A 19,020-nucleotide genomic window follows, 5' to 3' on the forward strand; every position below is an offset into this window, starting at 1 on the left:
CGGGGAGGGTGGGGACTCGACCGGGTTTCTCCTGAAGCGGTCGCACTCATACGACGCGCTTGATCTCTGTTTTAGCGGACGCTGGCGACCGCGTCGGAGCGGCCGTCGTTGATCGTCACCCAAACGCCCGAATTCTGATCCGACTGGCGCTTGAGATAGGTGTAGTCGGTGTCCGTCCAGGACAGGACCTTGGTTTGCAGATTGTCGAGGATGAATTCTCCCAGGCTGGTGCGCACGGTCAGCACCGCGTGGCCGTCGCCATTCGGCTGGCGCGCGACCGTCATCAACAGATTGCCGGCGGGTACGCCCGCATCCATCAATTCGCGGCGCTTTTCCAGCGCGTAATCCTCGCAGTCGCCATAGCCATTGTCGGGATAGGCCCAGTATTCCTCGACACCGTAGTTTTCCATGTCGGTGCGCGGCTTGATGCGGGTGTTGACCGAATTGTTGATGTTGACGATCGTCGCCCACAGTTTACGGGTCAGTTCGACCGGCGCGCCCTTCGGGGTCCTTTCGCTGCATTCGCCAGGAATGCGCTGGCAGAATTCATAATGGCCAACAGGCTGCGTGGTGCGTCCGCCGGTGTGCATATAGGCCGGTCCCGCGGCATATGCTGATCCCCAAGCGGAAAGCTGCATCGCCATTGCCGCCAGCAACAGCTTGCCCCTCGTTTTCTTCATTGTTGTAGTCTCCCCGTTCGAAGGAGACATTGCCACATGTGGATTTATTTGACGCAAAAGCGCGAAGTAGATTTTGAGTAAAACGCCAGTAGAATAAACATAAAATTTGAATCATTTGAGTATTAAATCGTTTGGGCTTTTGAAGCCTCGACTCTCATGCATTGATGTCGCGCAGGCTTTGCCGGGTGTAGCCGGAGCACGCCGGCCATGGGCATGAAAACAAAAAACCGGCCGCAAGGGCCGGTTTCCTGGAGTTGCTGTCGAGCCTTGTCAGGCGCGCGGCGTGTTGAATTCGGAATCGAGCGTCTCGGGGCGCTGGATGACGGCGAATTCGATGGCGACGCCGTCCTCGAAATGGCGCACGATCTGCCCGCGCATGGTGCCGAGCATGACCTGGATGCCGATCGCCGGCTTGACGTCGATCTCGATCGCGGCGCCGGAAAGCGAGAGGTCGATGATGCGGCACTGATATTGACGGCCGTCGGTGAGCTGCAGCACGCTGGTTGGATTGCGGGGCGCGACGCGCTCATGGCGACGGTCTTCCGGCAGGTCGAGTTCATGCTTGTTGGCAAGCCAGGTCAATTGCGCGGCAAGCTTGTCCTTCTTGCGATCCGACGCGATGACGGTCATCGCGAAACCGTCTTGCAAGGTGCGCGTGACGACACCTTCGATGCGGCCGATATGATCGATGTAAGCGATGATCTTTTCGCCGGGCATGCCGATGCGGTCGGTGCGAAACGCGACATTGCCCGGTGACATGTCGACGACCTGGCAGGGATGCTCGGTGCGGTCTTCCAGCATGAAGCGCCCGTAAATCTTGACCCGGACGCGCTGAAAGTTACGCCTTTCAGCTTGGGACGGTGCGTAGTCGACCGCCGCTGACCTCATGACTGCCTACACCCCGTTTGGCATCCCACGCATCGATGCGAGGAACTTCATCAGAGAAGTACAACAAAGCGGGTTAACAAAGGGGAAAAGCGGGCGCTTCAGGGCTTTCCTTTTTTGCATGTCGTTGTCCCAAAAACGCAGCGCACTTTCGGGCGACATGCATCAAGCCGTGAGATCGCGGACTATTCCTCGCGCCCGCCGTCGAAGACGACGAGATGGCGGATGCGGCGGGCCCGGCCGAGCGCCGAGATCGTCTCGGGCGCCCCGAGTTCATCGGGAACGAGCGAGGGAACATCGATCGCCGGGCGGTTGTTCAGCAGCTCCTTCTCCGGATCGATGACGCGGATCGAATCGATCAACGCGTCGGTGATCGGATCGGCGCCCAGCCAGAAGGGCTTCTCCACGGCGCTGATGACGCCCAGGCAGCGCGGATTTTCGACCCCGCCGTCAAGCGGCAGGGCAAGCAGCTCGAATTTGTTGGAGCGTCCGTTGCGGCTGAAGCCCTCATAGCTGATGAGCACGACCGATTTCTGGTCGAAGACGCCATGGATCAGCCGCGAGACGAGCCGCTGATCCTTCTCGCGCCACAGCGACGGAAAGGAGAACCCCTTGAGCTCGCGGCCATAGCAGGCGCAAAGCCTTGTGCCGGCGAGCCGGAATACGGCTTGCCCGCGCGTGTCCCGTTCCAGGATAAAGGTGTCGGCCAGCAGCGACTTGATGTCCGCCGGCTCGACCTCCGAACGCTTCGGGGCAGGGCGTCCGTCACGCAGGCGGTTCCAATATTGGAACAGCGTGATCGATCCGTTCTGGTTCATGCTATGCTGCTCCGCGCAATCTGTCGTCTGATGTCCCATCGGTGAACAGAAGGGCGCCCTCCGATGACTTACATGCGTTGCGGAGCAGGAAGCGTGCCAGCGTCGTTAACACTTGTTCACGGGTCGGGGCCGTTAAGGTTAACAAGTGGTTTACATTGCATCGAAGCGAGCCCCGTGGCACATAAAAACCACTCCAGAAGCGGTCGTTTCGCGACGATCGGCAGCACTTCAGTCAAGAGTTTTAGGGGAGCAGGGGGCTCGACCAGCCGTTCAAGGGAAACCTTGAACGGCTTCTTTTTTGATTCGCGCCCAGCGATTCGCGGTTTGCTGTTCGGTCCGCGGTGATCTAGATGCTCGAACCCCGAATCCCGCAGTGAGTGCAATTTCAAATGAGTGAACCGGTAACTCCCTCGGAACTCGACCCGATCGAGGACGCGCCGCCACGGCGGCGCGAGCCGGTGTTCAACCTGCCGCCCGTCGTGCTGGCGGTGATCGGCATCTGCACGGCTGTCTATCTGTTGCAGCAATATGTGTTGACCGAATCCCAACAGATGACATTGCTGTATGACGGGGCCTTCATCCCTGTTCTCTACACCGGGCAATACGGCTTCGACTGGTTCCTGTTTTCCCGCCCCTTCACCTATGCCTTCATGCATGGCGGCTTTGCCCATATCGCCATCAACATGGTGTGGCTCGCCGCGTTCGGTTCACCATTGGCAAATCGTCTGGGCACGCTCTGGTTCGCGCTGTTCTTTGCCGCGACCGGGCTGGCTTCGGTCGCGCTTTTCTGGGCGATGCATCCTTACGGAGAGGCGCCGCTGGTCGGCGCTTCCGGCGCGATATCAGGCATGATGGGGGCTGCAGCGCGTTTTGGTTTTCGCACCGACCGCTCGGCCGGCAAGGCTGCCTTCGCCGGCCCTGTGCTGCCGATCGCATTCGTATTGCGCTTGCGCGGCGTCGTGATCTTCCTTGCGGTGTGGATGATCATCAACCTCGCCACCGGCCTTCTCGGCTTTGCCCCGGGGGTAGACGGCCAGATCGCCTGGGAAGCCCATATTGGCGGCTTCATCGCCGGCTTCTTCGGCCTGCGCTGGTTCGACAGAAGATGGCAGGCGCCCGAATGGGAGACCGACGACCACCGCACTTGAAATGCAACCGATCACGGCGCACGATGTTCACTCTTATGTGAAGGCCGGTCAGGGCAGGAACCGGCAGGCAAAGCAGAGGAGGACGCCATGACGGTTAAGGCAATTCTCGAGAAAAAAGGCCATGACGTGTTCACGCTCGGGCCGAACGAAAAGTTGAGCGAAGCCATCCGCATCCTGGCAGAACACAAGATCGGTGCGCTGGTCATCACCAATGGCGATCACAAGATCGTCGGCATCCTTTCGGAGCGCGACATCGTGCGGGTTGTCGCCCGCGAAGGCGGAGCCGCGCTCGATATCGCCGTGCGTTCGGCGATGACGCCGAAGGTGAAGATCTGCAACGAAAACCATACCGTCAACGAGGTGATGGAGATCATGACCCGAGGCCGCTTCCGCCATCTGCCGGTGGAAAAGGACGGCATGCTCGATGGCATCGTGTCCATCGGCGACGTGGTCAAGCGCCGCATCGAGGATGTCGAACGCGAGGCCGACGAGATCAGGGCCTATATCGCCACCGCCTGAGCGGTGAAGGAAACCGCCGGCCGGAGGACCGACCGGCGGAGCCGTGGTCTACCTGTTGTCGAGTTCGGAGCGGACGAGTTCGAGCCCACGCCGGGTGATGCGGTAAGGTCCGCCACCCGACGATGAAACCGCCTTCTTGCGTTTCAGCTTTCGAAACAGGTCGAGATCGACGCCGGGATAGTGCCAGCCGTCGCGGGTCAGGCATTTGACGGAGGCGATCCGCTTTTTCTCGTTCTTTTCGATTTCAATGCGTCCGCCCTGCGCGAGCAGGTGCAGGATGCGCTGTTCTATGCGCGAAATATCCATATGAGAGTTTCCGGGAAAACAGAAAATGCCGCCGCCGCGAAGCTTCGCGGCACGGGGTTTCAGGTTTTCTGCCCTGCCTCCTGGGAGGTCAGGGCCTTACCGGGACTGAGCGTAAGTGGACATCCACTCTCCATTGGAATGGGCATCCTATAGGCGAAAGCGGCTGAAAAGGCCAGTCCGTGGCTTTGCGCTTGTCTCTTTTGGCTGTTTGCACTAGCCAATGACTTTCATTTTAGACGTGAAAGTCACGTTCAAACGTGAGTTCACTCACCGCAAATCGCAGGCCGCCATGACACTCATCGACACCCGCACCCCCGACGCGAAACGCCTGGTCCCCGGCGCCACCGGCGACTGGGAGATCATCATCGGCCTCGAGGTCCATGCGCAGGTCACTTCGGAAGCAAAGCTGTTTTCGGGCGCCTCGACCGCCTTCGGTGCCGCGCCCAACGCCAATGTCAGCCTGGTCGACGCGGCCATGCCGGGCATGCTGCCGGTCATCAACGAGGAATGCGTCAAGCAGGCGATCCGCACCGGCCTTGGGCTGAAGGCGCAGATCAACCACAAGTCGGTCTTCGACCGGAAAAACTACTTTTATCCCGACCTGCCGCAGGGCTACCAGATCTCGCAGTTCAAGCAGCCGATCGTCGGCGAGGGCACTGTGATCGTTTCCGTTGGCCCCGATCGCCAGGGCGAATTCGAGGACATCGAGGTCGGCATCGAACGGCTGCATCTGGAGCAGGATGCCGGCAAGTCGATGCACGACCAGCATCCGACCATGTCCTATGTCGATCTCAACCGCTCCGGCGTGGCGCTGATGGAGATCGTCTCCAAGCCCGATATGCGCTCGGCCGACGAAGCCAAGGCCTATGTCACCAAGCTGCGCACCATCGTGCGTTATCTCGGCACTTGCGACGGCAACATGGACGAAGGTTCGATGCGCGCCGACGTCAACGTCTCGGTGCGCAAGCCGGGTGGCGAGTTCGGCACGCGCTGCGAGATCAAGAACGTCAATTCGATCCGCTTCATCGGCCAGGCCATCGACTACGAGGCGCGCCGGCAGATCGCTATTCTCGAGGATGGCGGCAAGATCGACCAGGAAACGCGGCTGTTCGACGCCGTCAAGGGCGAGACGCGTTCGATGCGCTCCAAGGAAGAGGCGCACGACTACCGCTATTTCCCCGATCCGGATCTTCTGCCGCTGGAGTTCGACCAGGCCTATGTCGATGCGCTGGCCAAGGAATTGCCGGAACTGCCCGACGACAAGAAGGCGCGGCTGATCGCGTCGCTCGGCCTGTCGACCTATGACGCCTCGATCTTGGTGTCGGAAAAGCCGATCGCCGACTATTTCGAGAAGGTGGCCGCCGGCCGCGACGGCAAGCTTGCCGCCAACTGGGTCATCAACGATCTGCTCGGGCAATTGAACAAGGCCGGCAAGGATATTGAAAACGCTCCGGTTTCGCCCGACCAGCTCGGCGCGGTCATCGATCTGATCAGGGATGGCACCATCTCCGGCAAGATCGCCAAGGACCTGTTCGAGATCGTCTGGAACGAGGGCGGCGATCCGCGCCAGTTGGTCGAAAACCGTGGCATGAAGCAGGTCACCGACACCGGTGCTATCGAGAAGGCCGTCGACGAGGTGATCGCAGCCAACCCGGACAAGGTCGAACAGGCACGCGCCAAGCCGAGTATGGCCGGCTGGTTCGTCGGCCAGGTGATGAAGGCGACCGGCGGCAAGGCCAACCCGCAAGCGGTCAACGACCTCGTCAAGGCCAAGCTGGGCATCGAGTAGGGCCGTGTTCGTCCGCACCGCCGGAGAGCGCGACCTTGCCGCTGTGCGCACGCTGCTGGTCGAAACCTGGCATGCGACCTATGACGCCATTTATGGGGCTGCCAAAGTCACCGAGATCACCGATGAATGGCACTCGATCGCCTCGCTTCGCTCGCGGCTGACACGGCCGAACTCGGAATTCCTGGTGGCCGATGATGGCAAGCGCATCGGCGGCATGGCTTTCGCCGCCGCCACCGCGGATGCGAAAATCATCCTGTTGAACCAGCTCTACGTCCATCCGGACTGCCAAAGGCGAGGGATCGGGCAAGCGCTGCTCGACGAGGTCGAAGCCAGTTTCCCGGAAGCGCGAACGCTGCGCGTCGAGGTCGAGGAGGCCAATGGCGCCGCCATTGCTTTCTACCGATCGAAGGGGTTTTTGCCCGTCAGCGCTGCCGCAGATCCCCATGGGACCTCAAGGCCGACGATGCTGAGTTTCGAGAAGCCGCTCGGATAGACAGCCCGGCCGGCAATTGTCTCGCGTTTTTGATTTGACCGCTCCCTGCCGTCGTATCAACGCTGCCTGAGCCCGCGTCCGCATCCAAGGGACGCGACGGCGCGAGAGGGATGTTCATGCCAAGCTTACCCGAACTGATGCCGACGCAGGTGTCGGACGAAACCTTTGGCGGCGTCACCTATCATATGGCGGGCGAATTGGTGCCGGTGCTTTCGGTCGATGTGACGCGGATGCCGGTCTATTTCGAGCACCACATCCTTTTGTGGAAGAATTCCACCATCACCATCGGCTTGAAATCGCTGAAGGGTGCGCTGAAGCGCATGATGGCCGGCATGCAGATCTTCGTCACCGAAGCGTCGGGGGCGGGTATCATTGCCTTCAGCCGCGATGGGCCGGGCCACATCGTGCCGATCCATCTCAGGCGTGGCGAGGAGATCCAGGTGCGCGAGCACCAGTTTCTCGCCGCCACCGGCAATGTCGACTACACGTTCGAGCGCGTGCGCGGCCTGGCGACGATGCTGTTCGGCCAGAGCGGCTTCTTCATCGACCGTTTTCGCGGCGATTCAGGCGACGGCATCGTCTGGCTGCACGGCTATGGAAACGTCTTCGAAAAGACGCTCGCCGCCGGTGAAACCATCGACATCGAACCGGGCGGCTGGCTGTTCAAGGATGTCTCGGTCAGGATGGAAACCAAGGTCGACCGGCTGTCGAGCGGCTTCTTCGGCGCCAACATGAATTTCATCGTCAACCGGTTCACCGGGCCGGGTCGGGTCGGCATCCAGTCGATGTATCTGCATATGCCGACCGAGGAATAGTTCGACGAAGGCCACTGGCGGGCAGCACCGCATGGCGGCAGCGATCCGGCCATGCGTCATTCCGGCGTTTGCTGTGCCGGCTCACGACGGATATGCAAGAGTATGACCAAACTGTCCCGCACCGCAGCGCTGGCGCTGTTCGCCATCATCATTTTCGCGACCTTGTCGCCGATCCAGATGCGGCCGCACATCGCCGAAGCGAATGTTGAGCGTGCCTTGGCTTATGTCCTGTTGGGCTTCGCCCTGGCGCTCGGCTTCCCCAACCGACTGTATCAAGTCGTGATTTTTGTGGCTGTGACCGCCGGCATGCTGGAACTGCTTCAGATCATTGATCCCGGTCGACACGCACGCCTCATCGATGCACTTGTGAAAGCCTTTGCCGGGGTGGTCGGGATCGTCGCGGGACACCTGATCGTCAGGGCCGGCGGACAAAAGAGCGAGAGCTAGGCGCGGCAGCAATCCGCCGCGATATCGAGCCTCCGCGCTAGGCAGAAGGAACCTCCATATTGTCGATCAGCCTGGTCTTGCCGAGCCAGGCGGCCGCGAGCAGGCGCCCTTCGCGGTGTCGACGCCATGGCGCAAGCGTAAGGCTTTCGCGTGCCTCGACATAGTCGACTTTTTGGAAGCCGGCGGTGATGAGGGCGCTGCTGGCCTCTTCGGTTGCGTCGCTCGGGTCGGCGCCTGCCGCCAGAGCCACCGCCGTGTTGCGCAATATCACGTTGAACTGGCGGGCGATCTTCAGTTCGACCTCACTGAGATAGGCATTGCGTGACGACATGGCGAGACCATGCGCGTCGCGTATCGTCGGTGCGCCGATGATGTCGACGGGCAGGTCGAGGTCGCGGCAGAGCTGCCTGACGACGCAAAGCTGCTGGTAGTCCTTCTCGCCAAACACCGCACAGTCGGGCGTTGCCTGCAGGAGGAGCTTCGCCACCACGGTGGCGACGCCGTCGAAAAAGGTCGGCCGAAAGTCCGATTCGAGCCCGGCGGAGGGGCCGCCGACCGAGATTTTTGTGGCGAAGCCGGCAGGATACATCTCGCCAACCGTCGGCGTGAAGGCAAGGTCCGCCTTTGCCACGCCCAGCCGGTCGAGGTCGCTGGCGAGCTGGCGCGGATATTTGTCGAGGTCTTCGGTCGGCGCGAATTGCGTCGGGTTGACGAAGATCGACACGACGCAGCGATCGGCTTTTTCGAGCGCGATCCTGACCAGCGAGATGTGCCCGTCATGCAAAGCGCCCATGGTCGGCACCATGGCGACACGAAGGCCATCGCGCCGCCAGTCACGGATGTGCGCGCGAAGTGCGGCAACGCTGTCGACGACGACGGGCTGGTTCATGCGTCATCCCTGCTCTTTGTCGCCGAAAAGACATGGCCGGGGCCAGGGAATGTCCGGCTTCGCACCTCCGCCGCGTAGGTTTCGGCGGCATGCGAGATCACGCTGCGCAGATCGGCATATTCCTTGACGAATTTCGGCACGCGGTCGACGGTCAGCCCGACCATGTCGTCGATGACCAGGATCTGGCCGTCGCAGTCGCCGCTGGCGCCGATGCCGATGGTTGGAATGGCGATGCGGCGGGTGATATCGGCGGCGACTGTCTCGACCGTGCCTTCGATGACCACCGAGAAAGCCCCGGCATTCTCGACGGCAAGCGCATCGCGAAGCAATGCCGCGACAGCCTCCTCGGTGCGGCCCTTGATCTTGTAGCCGCCGTCCTTCTCGACCGATTGCGGCTGCAGGCCGATATGCCCCATGACCGGAATGCCGGTGGCGACGATGGCCGCGATCTGCGGGATCATGTCGACGCCGCCTTCGAGCTTCACCGCCTGGCAGCCGGTTTCGTCGACGACCCGCCGCGCCGAGGCAACGGCTTGTGTCGCCGAATCCTCATAGGTGCCAGCCGGCAGGTCGACGACGACGCAGGCCTTGGTCGAGCCGCGCATCACCGCTTGGCCATGCGCGATCATCATCTCCAGCGAGGCGCCCAGCGTCGTCTTGTGGCCGTGCAGCACCATGGCGACACTGTCGCCGACCAGAAGCAGGTCGACATGGTCATCGAGCAGACGGGCGACGGGATAGGTATAGGCGGTCAGGCAGACAATCGGCGTGCCGCCCTTGCGGTGGCGAATCGCCTCTGCGCTGATGCGGATGTCGGTGGTCGGCAATTCCGTGGCCAATCGTCACCTCCTTCGGCCTCAAGCCGGGCTGGATGCCCGCATGGGCGCGCAGAGCTTTAGAAAGACCGCAAAGGCTTGGCAAGCACCCATCCTGCCGCCCGGAAAGATCACGGGCTTGTGTCGGGTTTCCGGCAAGCCATTTGTGCGCACGCCGTGGCAAAACCCTTGCCTTCGGCAAGGCCTGACGCCATAAGCAGGAAACGGGCGCCGCCGGCGCGAGGGTTTTGTGATGAAGACTTTTCTTACGCAGTTTTTCACCTGGTGGAACAGCCAGACGCTGGGAACGCGGCTGCACACCTGGCGGCATGGCAAGAGGGTCGGACAGGACGAAACCGGCAACGTCTATTACGAGGGCGGCATCGATTCGGAAGGCCGCACGCGCCGCTGGGTCATCTACCGCAACTATTCGGAAGCCTCCGCAATCCCGCCCGGCTGGCACGGCTGGATCCATCACCGTGTCGACGTCGCGCCGTCGAGTGAGGACTACAAGCCACGCGACTGGCAGAAGTCGCATCAGCCCAATCTGACCGGCACTCCGGCGGCCTATCGCCCGAAGGGTTCGGTGCTGACCAATCAGCACCGCCCGCAGGTCACTGGCGACTACGACGCCTGGACACCCGGGTCGTAACGGCCCCGACTTGTAACGGCGCAAGGTGCAAGCCGGTCCTTTATCGCCACAATTGGTGTTTAGCTGCTTGCTGATCAGAAAACGGCGACTAGCCTTGGCGATCGACAGAATCACCCGGGCGCGAACCACCGGTACCCCTATATGAGCTTTTTCAGCCTGACATCGATGGGCGGCCTGATGGTAGCCGCCGGCCTTGCCGTCAGCAGCGCGGCCTTCGCGGCTTCGCCTGAACCCGCCGCGCCGGCGCCGGCGCCGCCCGCGGGAGCGGACCGGGTCACCAATCCCGTCGCCGAGTTTGCCGGCATCGACAAGATCACCGGTCGTATCATCACCTTCGATGTCTATATCGACGAGACCGTACAGTTTGGCGCTTTGCAGGTGACGCCGCGGGTCTGCTATTCGCGGCCGCAGACCGAGGAGCCGAAGACTGATTCCTTCGTCGAGGTCGACGAGATCACGCTCGACCGCAAGATCCGCCGCATCTTCACCGGCTGGATGTTTGCCGAAAGCCCCGGTCTCAACGCCGTCGAGCATGCCGTCTATGACGTCTGGCTGAAGGAATGCAAGCAGAAGTCGGATGTGCCGGCGCCCGACGGCGCCAAGGCCGACGCAACCAAAGCCGAGGCACCCAAGCCAGCCGCAGCCAAACCGAAGCCCGCAGCCACTCCGGACGTGACAGAGCCTGATGTGACCGAGCCGGACGCTTCGGACCCCGATACGACCGACGCCAACTGATCCTCCGGAACCGTCCTGGCTACCATGCGTTAGGCCACTGACGATCGCGCATTTATGCGTAAGGAGGATTTCCGATGTCAGACAGCAAGCGGATCACCGCAGGCAAGAAAGAGCTGCTGGAACTCGAAAAGGGGTTCTGGACGGGCGACGCGGCCTACTATGCGGCCAATGCAGACACCGAGTGCCTGGTGGCATTTCCGCAGATGGCCAAGGCGATGAACAATGCCGATCTCGCCAAGACCGCAACCAAGCCCAACCGCTGGCGGGACCTGAAGATTGATCTCAAGGGCATTATCGAGCCGGGCAGCGACATCGTCATGCTGACCTACGAGGCGCATGCCACGCGGGAGAGCGGCGAGCCCTACGCGGCCCTGGTCAGCACCGGCTATGTCCATCGCGTCAATGGCTGGAAGATGATGTTCCATTCGCAGACGCCGATGGAAGCCACTGCCGGGAAGTAAGGGGCTCAATCGTCAGGGGTAGAATACGGCCTCGCCCTTCAGCGCGTCGGCGAGCATCTTCTCATATTTGCCACGCGGCACGTCGACCGCGCCGAAGCGCTTGAGGTGCTCGGTGGTGAACTGCGTATCAAGCAGAGCGAAGCCGCGCGCCTTCAACCGCTCGACGAGATAAAACAGGCAGGTCTTGGAGGCGTCGGTCTCCCTGGCGAACATGCTTTCGCCAAAAAACACCCGGCCGAGGGACACGCCATAGAGACCGCCGACCAGCCGGTCCTCGCGCCACGCCTCGACCGAATGACAATGCCCTATCCGATGCAGTTCGACATAGGCTTCGCGGATCGGCGCGTTGATCCAGGTCGAGCGCCGCTCCTCGCGCTTTTCGGCGCAGCCGTCGATCGTCGCCTCGAAATCGAAATCGAAACGGATGTCGAAAGGGTGCTTCCTGATCGTTTTCTTCAGGCTCTTCGGCGCGTGAAAACCATCGAGCGGAATGATGCCGCGCGTCTCCGGCCGCACCCAGAACACCTCCGGGTCGCCGGCACTTTCGGCCATCGGGAAGACGCCCGAGGCATAGGCCTTGAGCAAAAGGTCGGTGGGGATGCGATAGCCGGGCGCGTAGGGGCGGGTCATCGCGTCTGTGCGCTACTCTTCCTTGGCCAGATATTTTTCCAGCCAGTGGATGTCATAGTCGCCATTGGCGATGTCGGCATTGCCGACGAGATCGCGAAACAGCGGCAGCGTCGTCTTGATGCCGTCGACGACGAATTCATCGAGCGCCCGGCGAAGCCGCATCATGCACTCGACACGGTTGCGCCCATGCACGATCAGCTTGCCGATCAGGCTGTCGTAGTATGGCGGGATCTTGTAGCCGGAATAGACGCCGGAATCGACGCGGATGCCGAGGCCGCCCGGCGTGTGGAAATGGGTGATCGTGCCGGGCGAGGGGGTGAAGGTTCGCGGGTCCTCGGCGTTGATGCGGCATTCGATGGCGTGGCCGTTGAACTTGATGTCCTCCTGCTTCACCGAGAGGCCGCCGCCGGAGGCGACGCGGATCTGCTCGTGCACGAGGTCGATGCCGGTGATCGCTTCCGTCACCGGATGCTCGACCTGCAGGCGCGTGTTCATCTCGATGAAATAGAACTCGCCATTCTCGTAGAGGAATTCGATCGTGCCGGCGCCGGAATAGCCGAGATCGGCGATCGCCTTGGCGCAGATGCCGCCGATACGGGCGCGTTCTTCGGCATTGAGGGCCGGCGAGGGCGCCTCTTCCCAGACCTTCTGGTGGCGGCGCTGCAAGGAACAGTCGCGCTCGCCGAAATGCACGCCGCGGCCAAAGCCGTCGCCGAACACCTGCACCTCGATGTGGCGCGGCTTTTCCAGGTATTTCTCGATGTAGACGGCATCGTCGCCGAAGGCCGCACCGGCTTCCGTGCTTGCTGTCTGCAAGGCGATCTCAAGATCAGCCTCGGTAAGCGCGACCTTCATACCGCGCCCGCCACCGCCGGCCGAGGCCTTGATGATCACGGGATAGCCGATCTCGGCGGCAATGCGCCTGGCTTCCTTTTGATCGGTGACGGCGCCGTCCGAACCGGGCACCACCGGAATGCCGAGACGCTTTGCCGTGCGCTTGGCCTCGATCTTGTCACCCATGATGCGGATATGGTCGCCGGACGGGCCGATGAAGGTGATGTTGTGCGCGGCCAGGATATCGGCGAACTTGGCGTTCTCCGACAGGAAGCCGTAGCCCGGATGCACGGCATCGGCGCCGGTGATCTCACAGGCAGCGACGATCTGATGGATGTTGAGGTAGCTGTCGCGCGATGGCGGCGGGCCGATGCAGACGCTCTCGTCGGCGAGCCGCACATGCATGGCGTCGGCGTCGGCGGTCGAATGCACCACCACCGTCTGGATGCCGAGTTCCTTGCAGGCGCGCAGGACCCGGAGGGCGATTTCGCCGCGATTGGCGATGAGGATCTTCTGAAACATCAGGCCCGCTCTACTCGATCACGACGAGCGGCATGCCATATTCGACCGGCTGCGAATCCTCGAACAGGATCGCCGTCACGGTACCGGAGCGCGGCGAGGGGATCTGGTTCATCGTCTTCATCGCTTCGATGATCAGCAGCGTCTGGCCTTCCTTGACCTTCTGGCCGACCTCGATGAACGCCTTGGCATCCGGCGACGGCGCCAGATAGGCGGTGCCGACCATCGGCGAGGTGACCGCATTCTTGGAAAGGTCCGCAACAACGGGCACAGCAACGGCGGCAGCTTGCGCTGCTGCCGGGGCATAGGCCGGCTGCGGCGCTGCGATCGCATGAACAGCCGGTGCCTGGCGCGAGACGCGCACCTTCAGGTCGCCCAGTTCGACCTCGATCTCGGTCAGGTTGGTGTCGTTCAGTATGCCCGCCAGATCGCGGATCAGCTGCTGGTCAACACCGGTCTTCTTTATCGACATTTTCGAGCCTTCTGTTTGTTGGCCGGTCATAGGCGTGCTGCCAGCGCCTGCAATGCCAGCGTGTAGCCGAGCGGCCCAAAGCCACAGATCATGCCGACGGCGACCGGCGCGACCATGGAGACGTGGCGGAATGGTTCCCGCGCATGGATGTTGGAAAGATGAACTTCGGCGACGGGCAGCGGCGCTATGGCGCGGATGGCGTCGTGGATGGCGATCGAGGTGTGGCTGTAGGCGCCCGGATTGATGACGATGCCGACAGCCTTGTCACCGGCTTCCTGGATCCAGTCGACAAGGTCGCCCTCATGGTTCGACTGGCGGAAATCGATCTCGAGCCCGAGCGCCGTGCCGGCCTGCTTGCAGTCGTCGGCGATCGCGGCAAGCGTCTTGCCGCCATAGATGCCCGGCTCGCGCTTGCCGAGCGCGTTGAGATTGGGACCGTTCAGGACGAAAACCGTTTTCAAAAAAGCCGACCTTTCCCGGCGCCGACATCAAGCCGGCGCGCTGGGCCCTCTATAATGGGCATAGCCGCCCGCGGAAAGAGCGCAAGTGCGTTCTTTCACTGTCCACAACAGGCGGAAATGTGCCCGTGAGAAATTTGCTCGCGAGCAAGATCAGAGCGCGGCTTTCGCCGCCTCGATCTTTTCAGCCAGCACTTCCTGCCCGAGCGCCCCGAACACCACCTCATTGCCGACGACGTAGGACGGCGTTCCGGTGATGGCCAGCTTGTTGGCAAGATCGTAGGTCTTGGCGAGGGCCTCGTTGATTGTCGGGTCCTTCATCTTCTCGCGCAGCACCGCTTCGTCAGCACCGAGCGACAGCGCGACCTTGATAGCCGCTGCCTCTGTGGCGCGCCCCTGGCCGCCGAGCAGCGCATTGTGGAACTCGCCGTATTTTTCCGGGTGCATCAGGTGAAAGGCCATCGAGACGACGCTCGCCTTCTGCGAATCCGGTCCGAGGATGGGGAATTCCTTGAGCACGAAGCGCAGGTCCTGATCGGTCTTGGTCAGCGCCTTCATGTCGTCGATGGCGCGTTTGCAGAAGCCGCAATTGTAGTCGTAGAACTCGACGATGGTGACCTTGCCGTTCGGATTGCCGACGACGCCGTCGAAGGCGGAGTTGAAGATCTGGTCCTTGGCGTTCTTGATCACGCCGAGATGGGCGATGCGCTGCTCTTCCTTCTGCTTGGCCTCAAGCGCGTCCTGGACCTCCAGAAGGACTTCCGGGTTCTTCAAGAGATAGTCGCGGATGATGCCTTCGACCTCGGCGCGGTCGATCTTGGTGTCGGCCGCTGCCGTCTCGACGGGCTGCGCTGTGCCAGCCCTGGCAATTTGTGGGCTTCCGGCCACGAATCCGAAAGCCAGCATGGCCAGGGCGACCGCAACCCCCGTGGTGCCCAGCAGCAGTGCCTTTTTCATCGTTCCTGTTCCTTCTACCTGTTTTCCGGTCTGGCTGGGTCGCAGCGCGCGACCGGAAGGTTCACTTGATCTTGCTTGATGCTCTGTAGTTTATGATATCCTGAGCGCGAAGCCAGCGCGGCTCGCCACGCTTCATCTCTTGTTGCGCCCGCATGGCGAAAATCTTCGCATCCTTGTAGTTGCCGGAATAGAAATGGCCTTCGGCGGTGGCAAGTTCGGCGCCCGGTATGTCACCCAGCTCGCCATAGGCCTGTGCCAGATAGCGATACCCGGCCGAGTTTTCCTTGTCGCGCCCGAGGCCATTGTTGATCTGCACCACGGCTTTTTTGAGCGAGTCGGGCGTGCCGACCGCCATCAGCGCCTGGCCAAGCGAGACAGGCAGCAGTCCGGACCGCGCCGGATCGAGGCTGACCGCCTTGGCATAGGCGTCCGCGGCATCCTTGGGCTTGTTTGCCTTCATCAGGATATCGCCGCGCAATTCCTGGAAATAGGCGTTCTTCGGCTGCGCCTTGATCAGTGCATTGGTCTTGGCGAGCGCGGCGGCGATACTGCCGAACAGGTAGGTCGACTGGGCGTCGCCATACTGCGCGGCCAGGGTTCCCTGCATCTTTCGCATCAGCCGCGACGCGGCGGCCTGGCCTTCCATGTAGACGGCGATCTTCACCCGCATCATGTCATGACGCTGCTGCAGCGCGGGCGGGTCCAGTCTGTCGACATTGGGGCTCTGTTTCACCAGCACCTCGAGATTGGCGATGCGGTCCTGCGGCATCGGATGGCTGATCCGGTAGGGATCGACCTGCGCGCCCGACAGCGACAGCGCCGTCTGGAAGCGATGGAACGTCTTCAGCATGCCCATGCCGGACTGGCCGGTGGCGTTGAGATAGGTGACTGCCGAGCGGTCGGCCGTCATCTCTTCGGTGCGCTGATAGGCGAGGATGCTGCGCTGTGCCATCTCGCCGCCGCCAGCCGCCACGCCCATGCCGGCGCCGGCGAGGCCGCGGCTGTTGGTGGTCGCACCGGCGACGATGGCGCCGGCGCCCAGCAATGTCGCAATGATGGCCATCGTCTTGGCGCGTTCGAGCTGGTCGCGCAGCTTCTGCTGGTGGCCGCCGGCGATATGGCCGGCTTCGTGGGCAATGACGCCGATGATCTCGTTGGGCGTTTCGGCCGTCATCAGCGCTCCGGTGTTGATGAACAGCCGGCGCCCGGTGACAAAGGCGTTGAAACTCTGGTCGTTGACCAGAACGATGTCGATGCCGTCGTTCGCCAGACCCGCCGCCCTGAAGATCGGCCGTGCGTAATCGCGCACCAGCGCCTCGATCTCAGCGTCGCGCACCACCGGCACGTTCTGGGCGAAGGCGCTGACCGAACTCGCCATTGCAACGGCAACGCCAAGCGAAAGCGTCGCGAAGACGCGCGCTGCCTGGGCAATCGTCGATCTGGGTCGGCTCAACATGATATGTCCACTGGTAGACGAGCGGGCGAAAGATGAAAAGTCGGCGCCGGAAACTTCCTCAACTTGTGATCCTCACATCAATCGGGCATTTGTGCGGCGCATGCGCCAGTGCTTGGCGCCGTCAGTCATCGGGAATACTGGTTAAATGGTCGTTTCGCTCTCACGCCGTGGCAATGTCGAGCCCTTCCATGCCATGGACATTCTGGCCGAGGCAAACCGGCTGAAGGCTGGAGGGGTGCCGGTTGTTTCGATGGCCGTCGGCCAGCCCTCCGATCCCGCACCGGTTCTGGTTCGCGCGGCAGCCGCCAGGGCGCTGCAGGACGGACGCATCGGCTACACCGACGCGCTCGGCCTCGCTGCCTTGCGCAAGGCGATCGCCGGACACTACGCCGATCACTATGGGCTTGATATCGAGCCCGGCCGGATCGCGGTGACCACTGGATCGTCGGCCGCCTTCAACCTCGCCTTCCTGGCGATGTTCGATCCGGGTGACCGCGTCGCCATCGCGGCGCCAGGCTATCCCGCCTACCGCAACATCATGGCCGCACTCGGCATCGATGTGGTCGAGATCGAACTCGGTGACGCCGCCTACCTGCATGCCGGCCATTTGGAGACCGCGCATCGTGAAAAGCCGCTGAAGGGCGTTCTGTTCGCCAGTCCGGCCAATCCGACAGGCGCGGTCATTCCGGCCGATGAGCTGGCGGCTCTGGTGAGGACGGCACAGGAACTCGGCATCGCCGTCATCTCCGACGAGATCTACCACCGGCTGGCCTATGCCGCACCCGACACGACGGCGCTTGCCTATGGAGGCGACGTGACGGTGATCAACTCGTTCTCGAAATACTATTGCATGACCGGCTGGCGCATCGGCTGGATGGTGCTGCCAGAAGACTTGGTGCGGCCGGTCGAGCGCGTCGCCCAGAGCCTCTACATCTCGCCGCCGGAACTGTCGCAGATTGCCGCGATCGAGGCGTTCAGGGCGACTGAGGAGTTGGAGGCAGTGAAAGGCCGTTACGCCTTGAATCGTGAGCTCCTGATGAAACGTCTGCCGGAACTCGGCTTTCCGCTGGCCGCGCCCATGGACGGCGCCTTCTATGCCTTCTGCGATGTCACCAGGCATACCAATGACAGCATGGCCTTTGCGCGAAAGATGCTGGCTGAGGCGCATGTGGCGGCAACGCCTGGTCGCGACTTTGACACCCAGGCGGGACATCGGACCATGCGTTTCTCCTATGCCGGCAGCCACGACGACATGGTCGAGGCAATGGCGCGCATCGAACGCTGGTTGAGGTAGAGCCATGCCGGAACTCGAACAGGCGTTGGCCGAAGTCGCCGCCGAAATGGCAGAGCGCACCGATCGTGGTGATGTCGCCACCTACATTCCGCAGCTGGGCAAGGTCGATCCGAGGAAGTTCGGTATCGCCGCCGTCACCAATGATGGCCGCGTGCTGATGGCAGGCGACGCCGAACAGGCCTTTTCGATCCAGAGCATCTCGAAGGTGTTCACCCTGACGCTGGCGCTCGGCAATGTCGGCGACGCGCTGTGGCAGCGGGTCGGGCGCGAACCGTCAGGCAATCCGTTCAACTCGATCGTGCAGCTCGAGCATGAGAACGGCATTCCGCGCAATCCGTTCATCAATGCCGGCGCCATCGTCATTTCCGACATCCTGCTTGCCGGCCACCAGCCGCGTGAAGCGATCGGCGAAATCCTGCGCTTCATCCAGTTTCTGGCCGACGACGAGACGATCATCATCGATCGCGAGGTCGCGGCGTCCGAACGGGCCACCGGCTATCGCAACTTCGCGCTTGCCAACTACATGAAGTCCTTCGGCAATCTCCACCATGCGCCGGAGCTGGCGCTGGGCGTCTATTTCCACCATTGCGCCATCGCCATGAGTTGCCGGCAACTGGCGCTCGCCGGGCGCTTCCTCGCCAATGGCGGCAAGAACCCGGCGACCGGGCATTCCGTGGTGTCGGCCGAGCGGGCACGGCGCATCGGCGCGATGATGCTGACCTGCGGCCATTATGACGGTTCCGGCGATTTCGCCTTCCGCGTCGGCATTCCGGGCAAGAGCGGCGTTGGCGGCGGCATATTGGGCATCGTGCCGGGCGTGGCGTCGCTTGCCGTCTGGTCGCCCGGCCTCAATGCCAACGGCAATTCCAAGCTGGGTTCGATCGCCCTGGAAAAGCTGGCCAGGATAATGAACTGGTCGATCTTCGCGCCGTAAATCGCATCGCGGCC

The 19,020-nt window shown here is 62.2% G+C and carries 23 protein-coding genes; 11 read left to right on the plus strand and 12 right to left on the minus strand.

The window, feature by feature from the left end:
* Positions 1-71: 71 nt before the first annotated feature.
* From FCU66_RS18120 to FCU66_RS18130, 3 genes are all read right to left on the minus strand, one after another.
* On the minus strand, positions 72-680 hold the full coding sequence (locus FCU66_RS18120) for a transglutaminase-like cysteine peptidase (RefSeq protein ID WP_136622822.1): 609 nt from the start codon (positions 678-680) through the stop codon (positions 72-74).
* A 270-nt stretch (positions 681-950) separates the two neighbouring features.
* On the minus strand, positions 951-1,568 hold the full coding sequence (locus FCU66_RS18125) for a PilZ domain-containing protein (protein ID WP_136622821.1): 618 nt from the start codon (positions 1,566-1,568) through the stop codon (positions 951-953).
* A 182-nt stretch (positions 1,569-1,750) separates the two neighbouring features.
* Positions 1,751-2,383 carry a PAS domain-containing protein gene (locus FCU66_RS18130; RefSeq protein WP_109671712.1) on the minus strand — a complete coding sequence of 211 codons (633 nt, stop codon included), beginning with the start codon at positions 2,381-2,383 and terminating at the stop codon, positions 1,751-1,753.
* Positions 2,384-2,772: 389 nt separating this feature from the next.
* Here FCU66_RS18130 and FCU66_RS18135 point away from each other — a divergent pair, with 389 nt between their 5' ends.
* Both FCU66_RS18135 and FCU66_RS18140 read left to right on the plus strand, forming a co-directional pair.
* A complete protein-coding gene (locus FCU66_RS18135) occupies positions 2,773-3,531 on the plus strand; it encodes a rhomboid family intramembrane serine protease (RefSeq protein ID WP_136625424.1) in 759 nt (252 codons plus the stop codon).
* An 87-nt stretch (positions 3,532-3,618) separates the two neighbouring features.
* The gene (locus FCU66_RS18140; protein ID WP_109671710.1) at positions 3,619-4,050 is read left to right on the plus strand and encodes a CBS domain-containing protein; all 432 of its coding nucleotides are present in this window, start codon (positions 3,619-3,621) and stop codon (positions 4,048-4,050) included.
* A 48-nt stretch (positions 4,051-4,098) separates the two neighbouring features.
* Here FCU66_RS18140 and FCU66_RS18145 read toward each other — a convergent pair whose 3' ends face one another.
* Positions 4,099-4,356 carry a YjhX family toxin gene (locus FCU66_RS18145; protein ID WP_136625425.1) on the minus strand — a complete coding sequence of 86 codons (258 nt, stop codon included), beginning with the start codon at positions 4,354-4,356 and terminating at the stop codon, positions 4,099-4,101.
* A gap of 289 nt (positions 4,357-4,645) precedes the next feature.
* On the opposite strand from FCU66_RS18145, the gene gatB reads away from it, so the two are divergent.
* The 4 genes from gatB (at position 4,646) to FCU66_RS18170 (ending at position 7,900) form a co-directional block, all read left to right on the plus strand.
* A complete protein-coding gene (gene gatB / locus FCU66_RS18155; RefSeq protein ID WP_136625426.1) occupies positions 4,646-6,145 on the plus strand; it encodes an Asp-tRNA(Asn)/Glu-tRNA(Gln) amidotransferase subunit GatB in 1,500 nt (499 codons plus the stop codon).
* Between the two features lie 4 nt (positions 6,146-6,149).
* Entirely contained in the window at positions 6,150-6,638 is a 489-nt protein-coding gene (locus FCU66_RS18160) for a GNAT family N-acetyltransferase (RefSeq protein WP_136625427.1), read from the plus strand.
* A gap of 116 nt (positions 6,639-6,754) precedes the next feature.
* Positions 6,755-7,453 carry an AIM24 family protein gene (locus tag FCU66_RS18165; protein ID WP_136625428.1) on the plus strand — a complete coding sequence of 233 codons (699 nt, stop codon included), beginning with the start codon at positions 6,755-6,757 and terminating at the stop codon, positions 7,451-7,453.
* A gap of 102 nt (positions 7,454-7,555) precedes the next feature.
* Positions 7,556-7,900: a VanZ family protein gene (locus tag FCU66_RS18170; RefSeq protein WP_168992187.1), complete on the plus strand. Its 345-nt coding sequence runs from the start codon at positions 7,556-7,558 to the stop codon at positions 7,898-7,900.
* A gap of 37 nt (positions 7,901-7,937) precedes the next feature.
* Here FCU66_RS18170 and panC read toward each other — a convergent pair whose 3' ends face one another.
* Positions 7,938-8,789: a pantoate--beta-alanine ligase gene (gene panC, locus FCU66_RS18175; protein ID WP_136622155.1), complete on the minus strand. Its 852-nt coding sequence runs from the start codon at positions 8,787-8,789 to the stop codon at positions 7,938-7,940.
* Positions 8,786-9,628, minus strand: a complete 843-nt coding sequence (gene panB, locus FCU66_RS18180) for a 3-methyl-2-oxobutanoate hydroxymethyltransferase (RefSeq protein ID WP_136625429.1) — start codon at positions 9,626-9,628, stop codon at positions 8,786-8,788. The genes panC and panB overlap by 4 nt, the downstream gene beginning before the upstream one ends.
* Before the next feature lie 229 nt (positions 9,629-9,857).
* Between panB and FCU66_RS18185 the strand changes: the two genes are divergently transcribed.
* The 3 genes from FCU66_RS18185 to FCU66_RS18195 all read left to right on the plus strand — a co-directional run bounded on the left by FCU66_RS18185 (position 9,858) and on the right by FCU66_RS18195 (position 11,452).
* Positions 9,858-10,256 carry an NADH:ubiquinone oxidoreductase subunit NDUFA12 gene (locus FCU66_RS18185; protein WP_056584453.1) on the plus strand — a complete coding sequence of 133 codons (399 nt, stop codon included), beginning with the start codon at positions 9,858-9,860 and terminating at the stop codon, positions 10,254-10,256.
* Positions 10,257-10,397: 141 nt separating this feature from the next.
* Entirely contained in the window at positions 10,398-10,991 is a 594-nt protein-coding gene (locus tag FCU66_RS18190; protein ID WP_168992113.1) for a DUF2155 domain-containing protein, read from the plus strand.
* Between the two features lie 74 nt (positions 10,992-11,065).
* On the plus strand, positions 11,066-11,452 hold the full coding sequence (locus FCU66_RS18195; RefSeq protein WP_136621248.1) for a hypothetical protein: 387 nt from the start codon (positions 11,066-11,068) through the stop codon (positions 11,450-11,452).
* A 12-nt stretch (positions 11,453-11,464) separates the two neighbouring features.
* Here the strand turns inward: FCU66_RS18195 and aat are convergent, their stop codons facing one another.
* From aat to FCU66_RS18225, 6 genes are all read right to left on the minus strand, one after another.
* Positions 11,465-12,082, minus strand: coding sequence for a leucyl/phenylalanyl-tRNA--protein transferase (gene aat, locus FCU66_RS18200; protein ID WP_136621249.1), 618 nt, complete (start codon positions 12,080-12,082; stop codon positions 11,465-11,467).
* A gap of 12 nt (positions 12,083-12,094) precedes the next feature.
* Complete coding sequence (gene accC / locus FCU66_RS18205) at positions 12,095-13,438, minus strand: acetyl-CoA carboxylase biotin carboxylase subunit (RefSeq protein ID WP_023812133.1); 1,344 nt, start codon at positions 13,436-13,438, stop codon at positions 12,095-12,097.
* Between the two features lie 10 nt (positions 13,439-13,448).
* A complete protein-coding gene (gene accB, locus FCU66_RS18210) occupies positions 13,449-13,907 on the minus strand; it encodes an acetyl-CoA carboxylase biotin carboxyl carrier protein (protein ID WP_136621250.1) in 459 nt (152 codons plus the stop codon).
* 26 nt (positions 13,908-13,933) lie between these two features.
* Positions 13,934-14,368: a type II 3-dehydroquinate dehydratase gene (aroQ, locus tag FCU66_RS18215; RefSeq protein ID WP_057145774.1), complete on the minus strand. Its 435-nt coding sequence runs from the start codon at positions 14,366-14,368 to the stop codon at positions 13,934-13,936.
* 150 nt (positions 14,369-14,518) lie between these two features.
* Positions 14,519-15,322 carry a DsbA family protein gene (locus FCU66_RS18220; protein WP_136621251.1) on the minus strand — a complete coding sequence of 268 codons (804 nt, stop codon included), beginning with the start codon at positions 15,320-15,322 and terminating at the stop codon, positions 14,519-14,521.
* Positions 15,323-15,383: 61 nt separating this feature from the next.
* Positions 15,384-16,778 (minus strand): M48 family metalloprotease, encoded by a 1,395-nt coding sequence (locus tag FCU66_RS18225; RefSeq protein WP_136621252.1) that lies wholly within the window; start codon positions 16,776-16,778, stop codon positions 15,384-15,386.
* Positions 16,779-16,923: 145 nt separating this feature from the next.
* Here FCU66_RS18225 and FCU66_RS18230 point away from each other — a divergent pair, with 145 nt between their 5' ends.
* Both FCU66_RS18230 and FCU66_RS18235 read left to right on the plus strand, forming a co-directional pair.
* On the plus strand, positions 16,924-18,072 hold the full coding sequence (locus FCU66_RS18230; RefSeq protein WP_136621253.1) for a pyridoxal phosphate-dependent aminotransferase: 1,149 nt from the start codon (positions 16,924-16,926) through the stop codon (positions 18,070-18,072).
* A gap of 4 nt (positions 18,073-18,076) precedes the next feature.
* Complete coding sequence (locus tag FCU66_RS18235; protein ID WP_136621254.1) at positions 18,077-19,006, plus strand: glutaminase; 930 nt, start codon at positions 18,077-18,079, stop codon at positions 19,004-19,006.
* The last annotated feature ends 14 nt before the right edge of the window (positions 19,007-19,020 follow it).

Source organism: Mesorhizobium norvegicum (assembly GCF_004919685.1).
In the GTDB taxonomy this organism is placed as follows: Bacteria; Pseudomonadota; Alphaproteobacteria; order Rhizobiales; family Rhizobiaceae; genus Mesorhizobium; species Mesorhizobium norvegicum.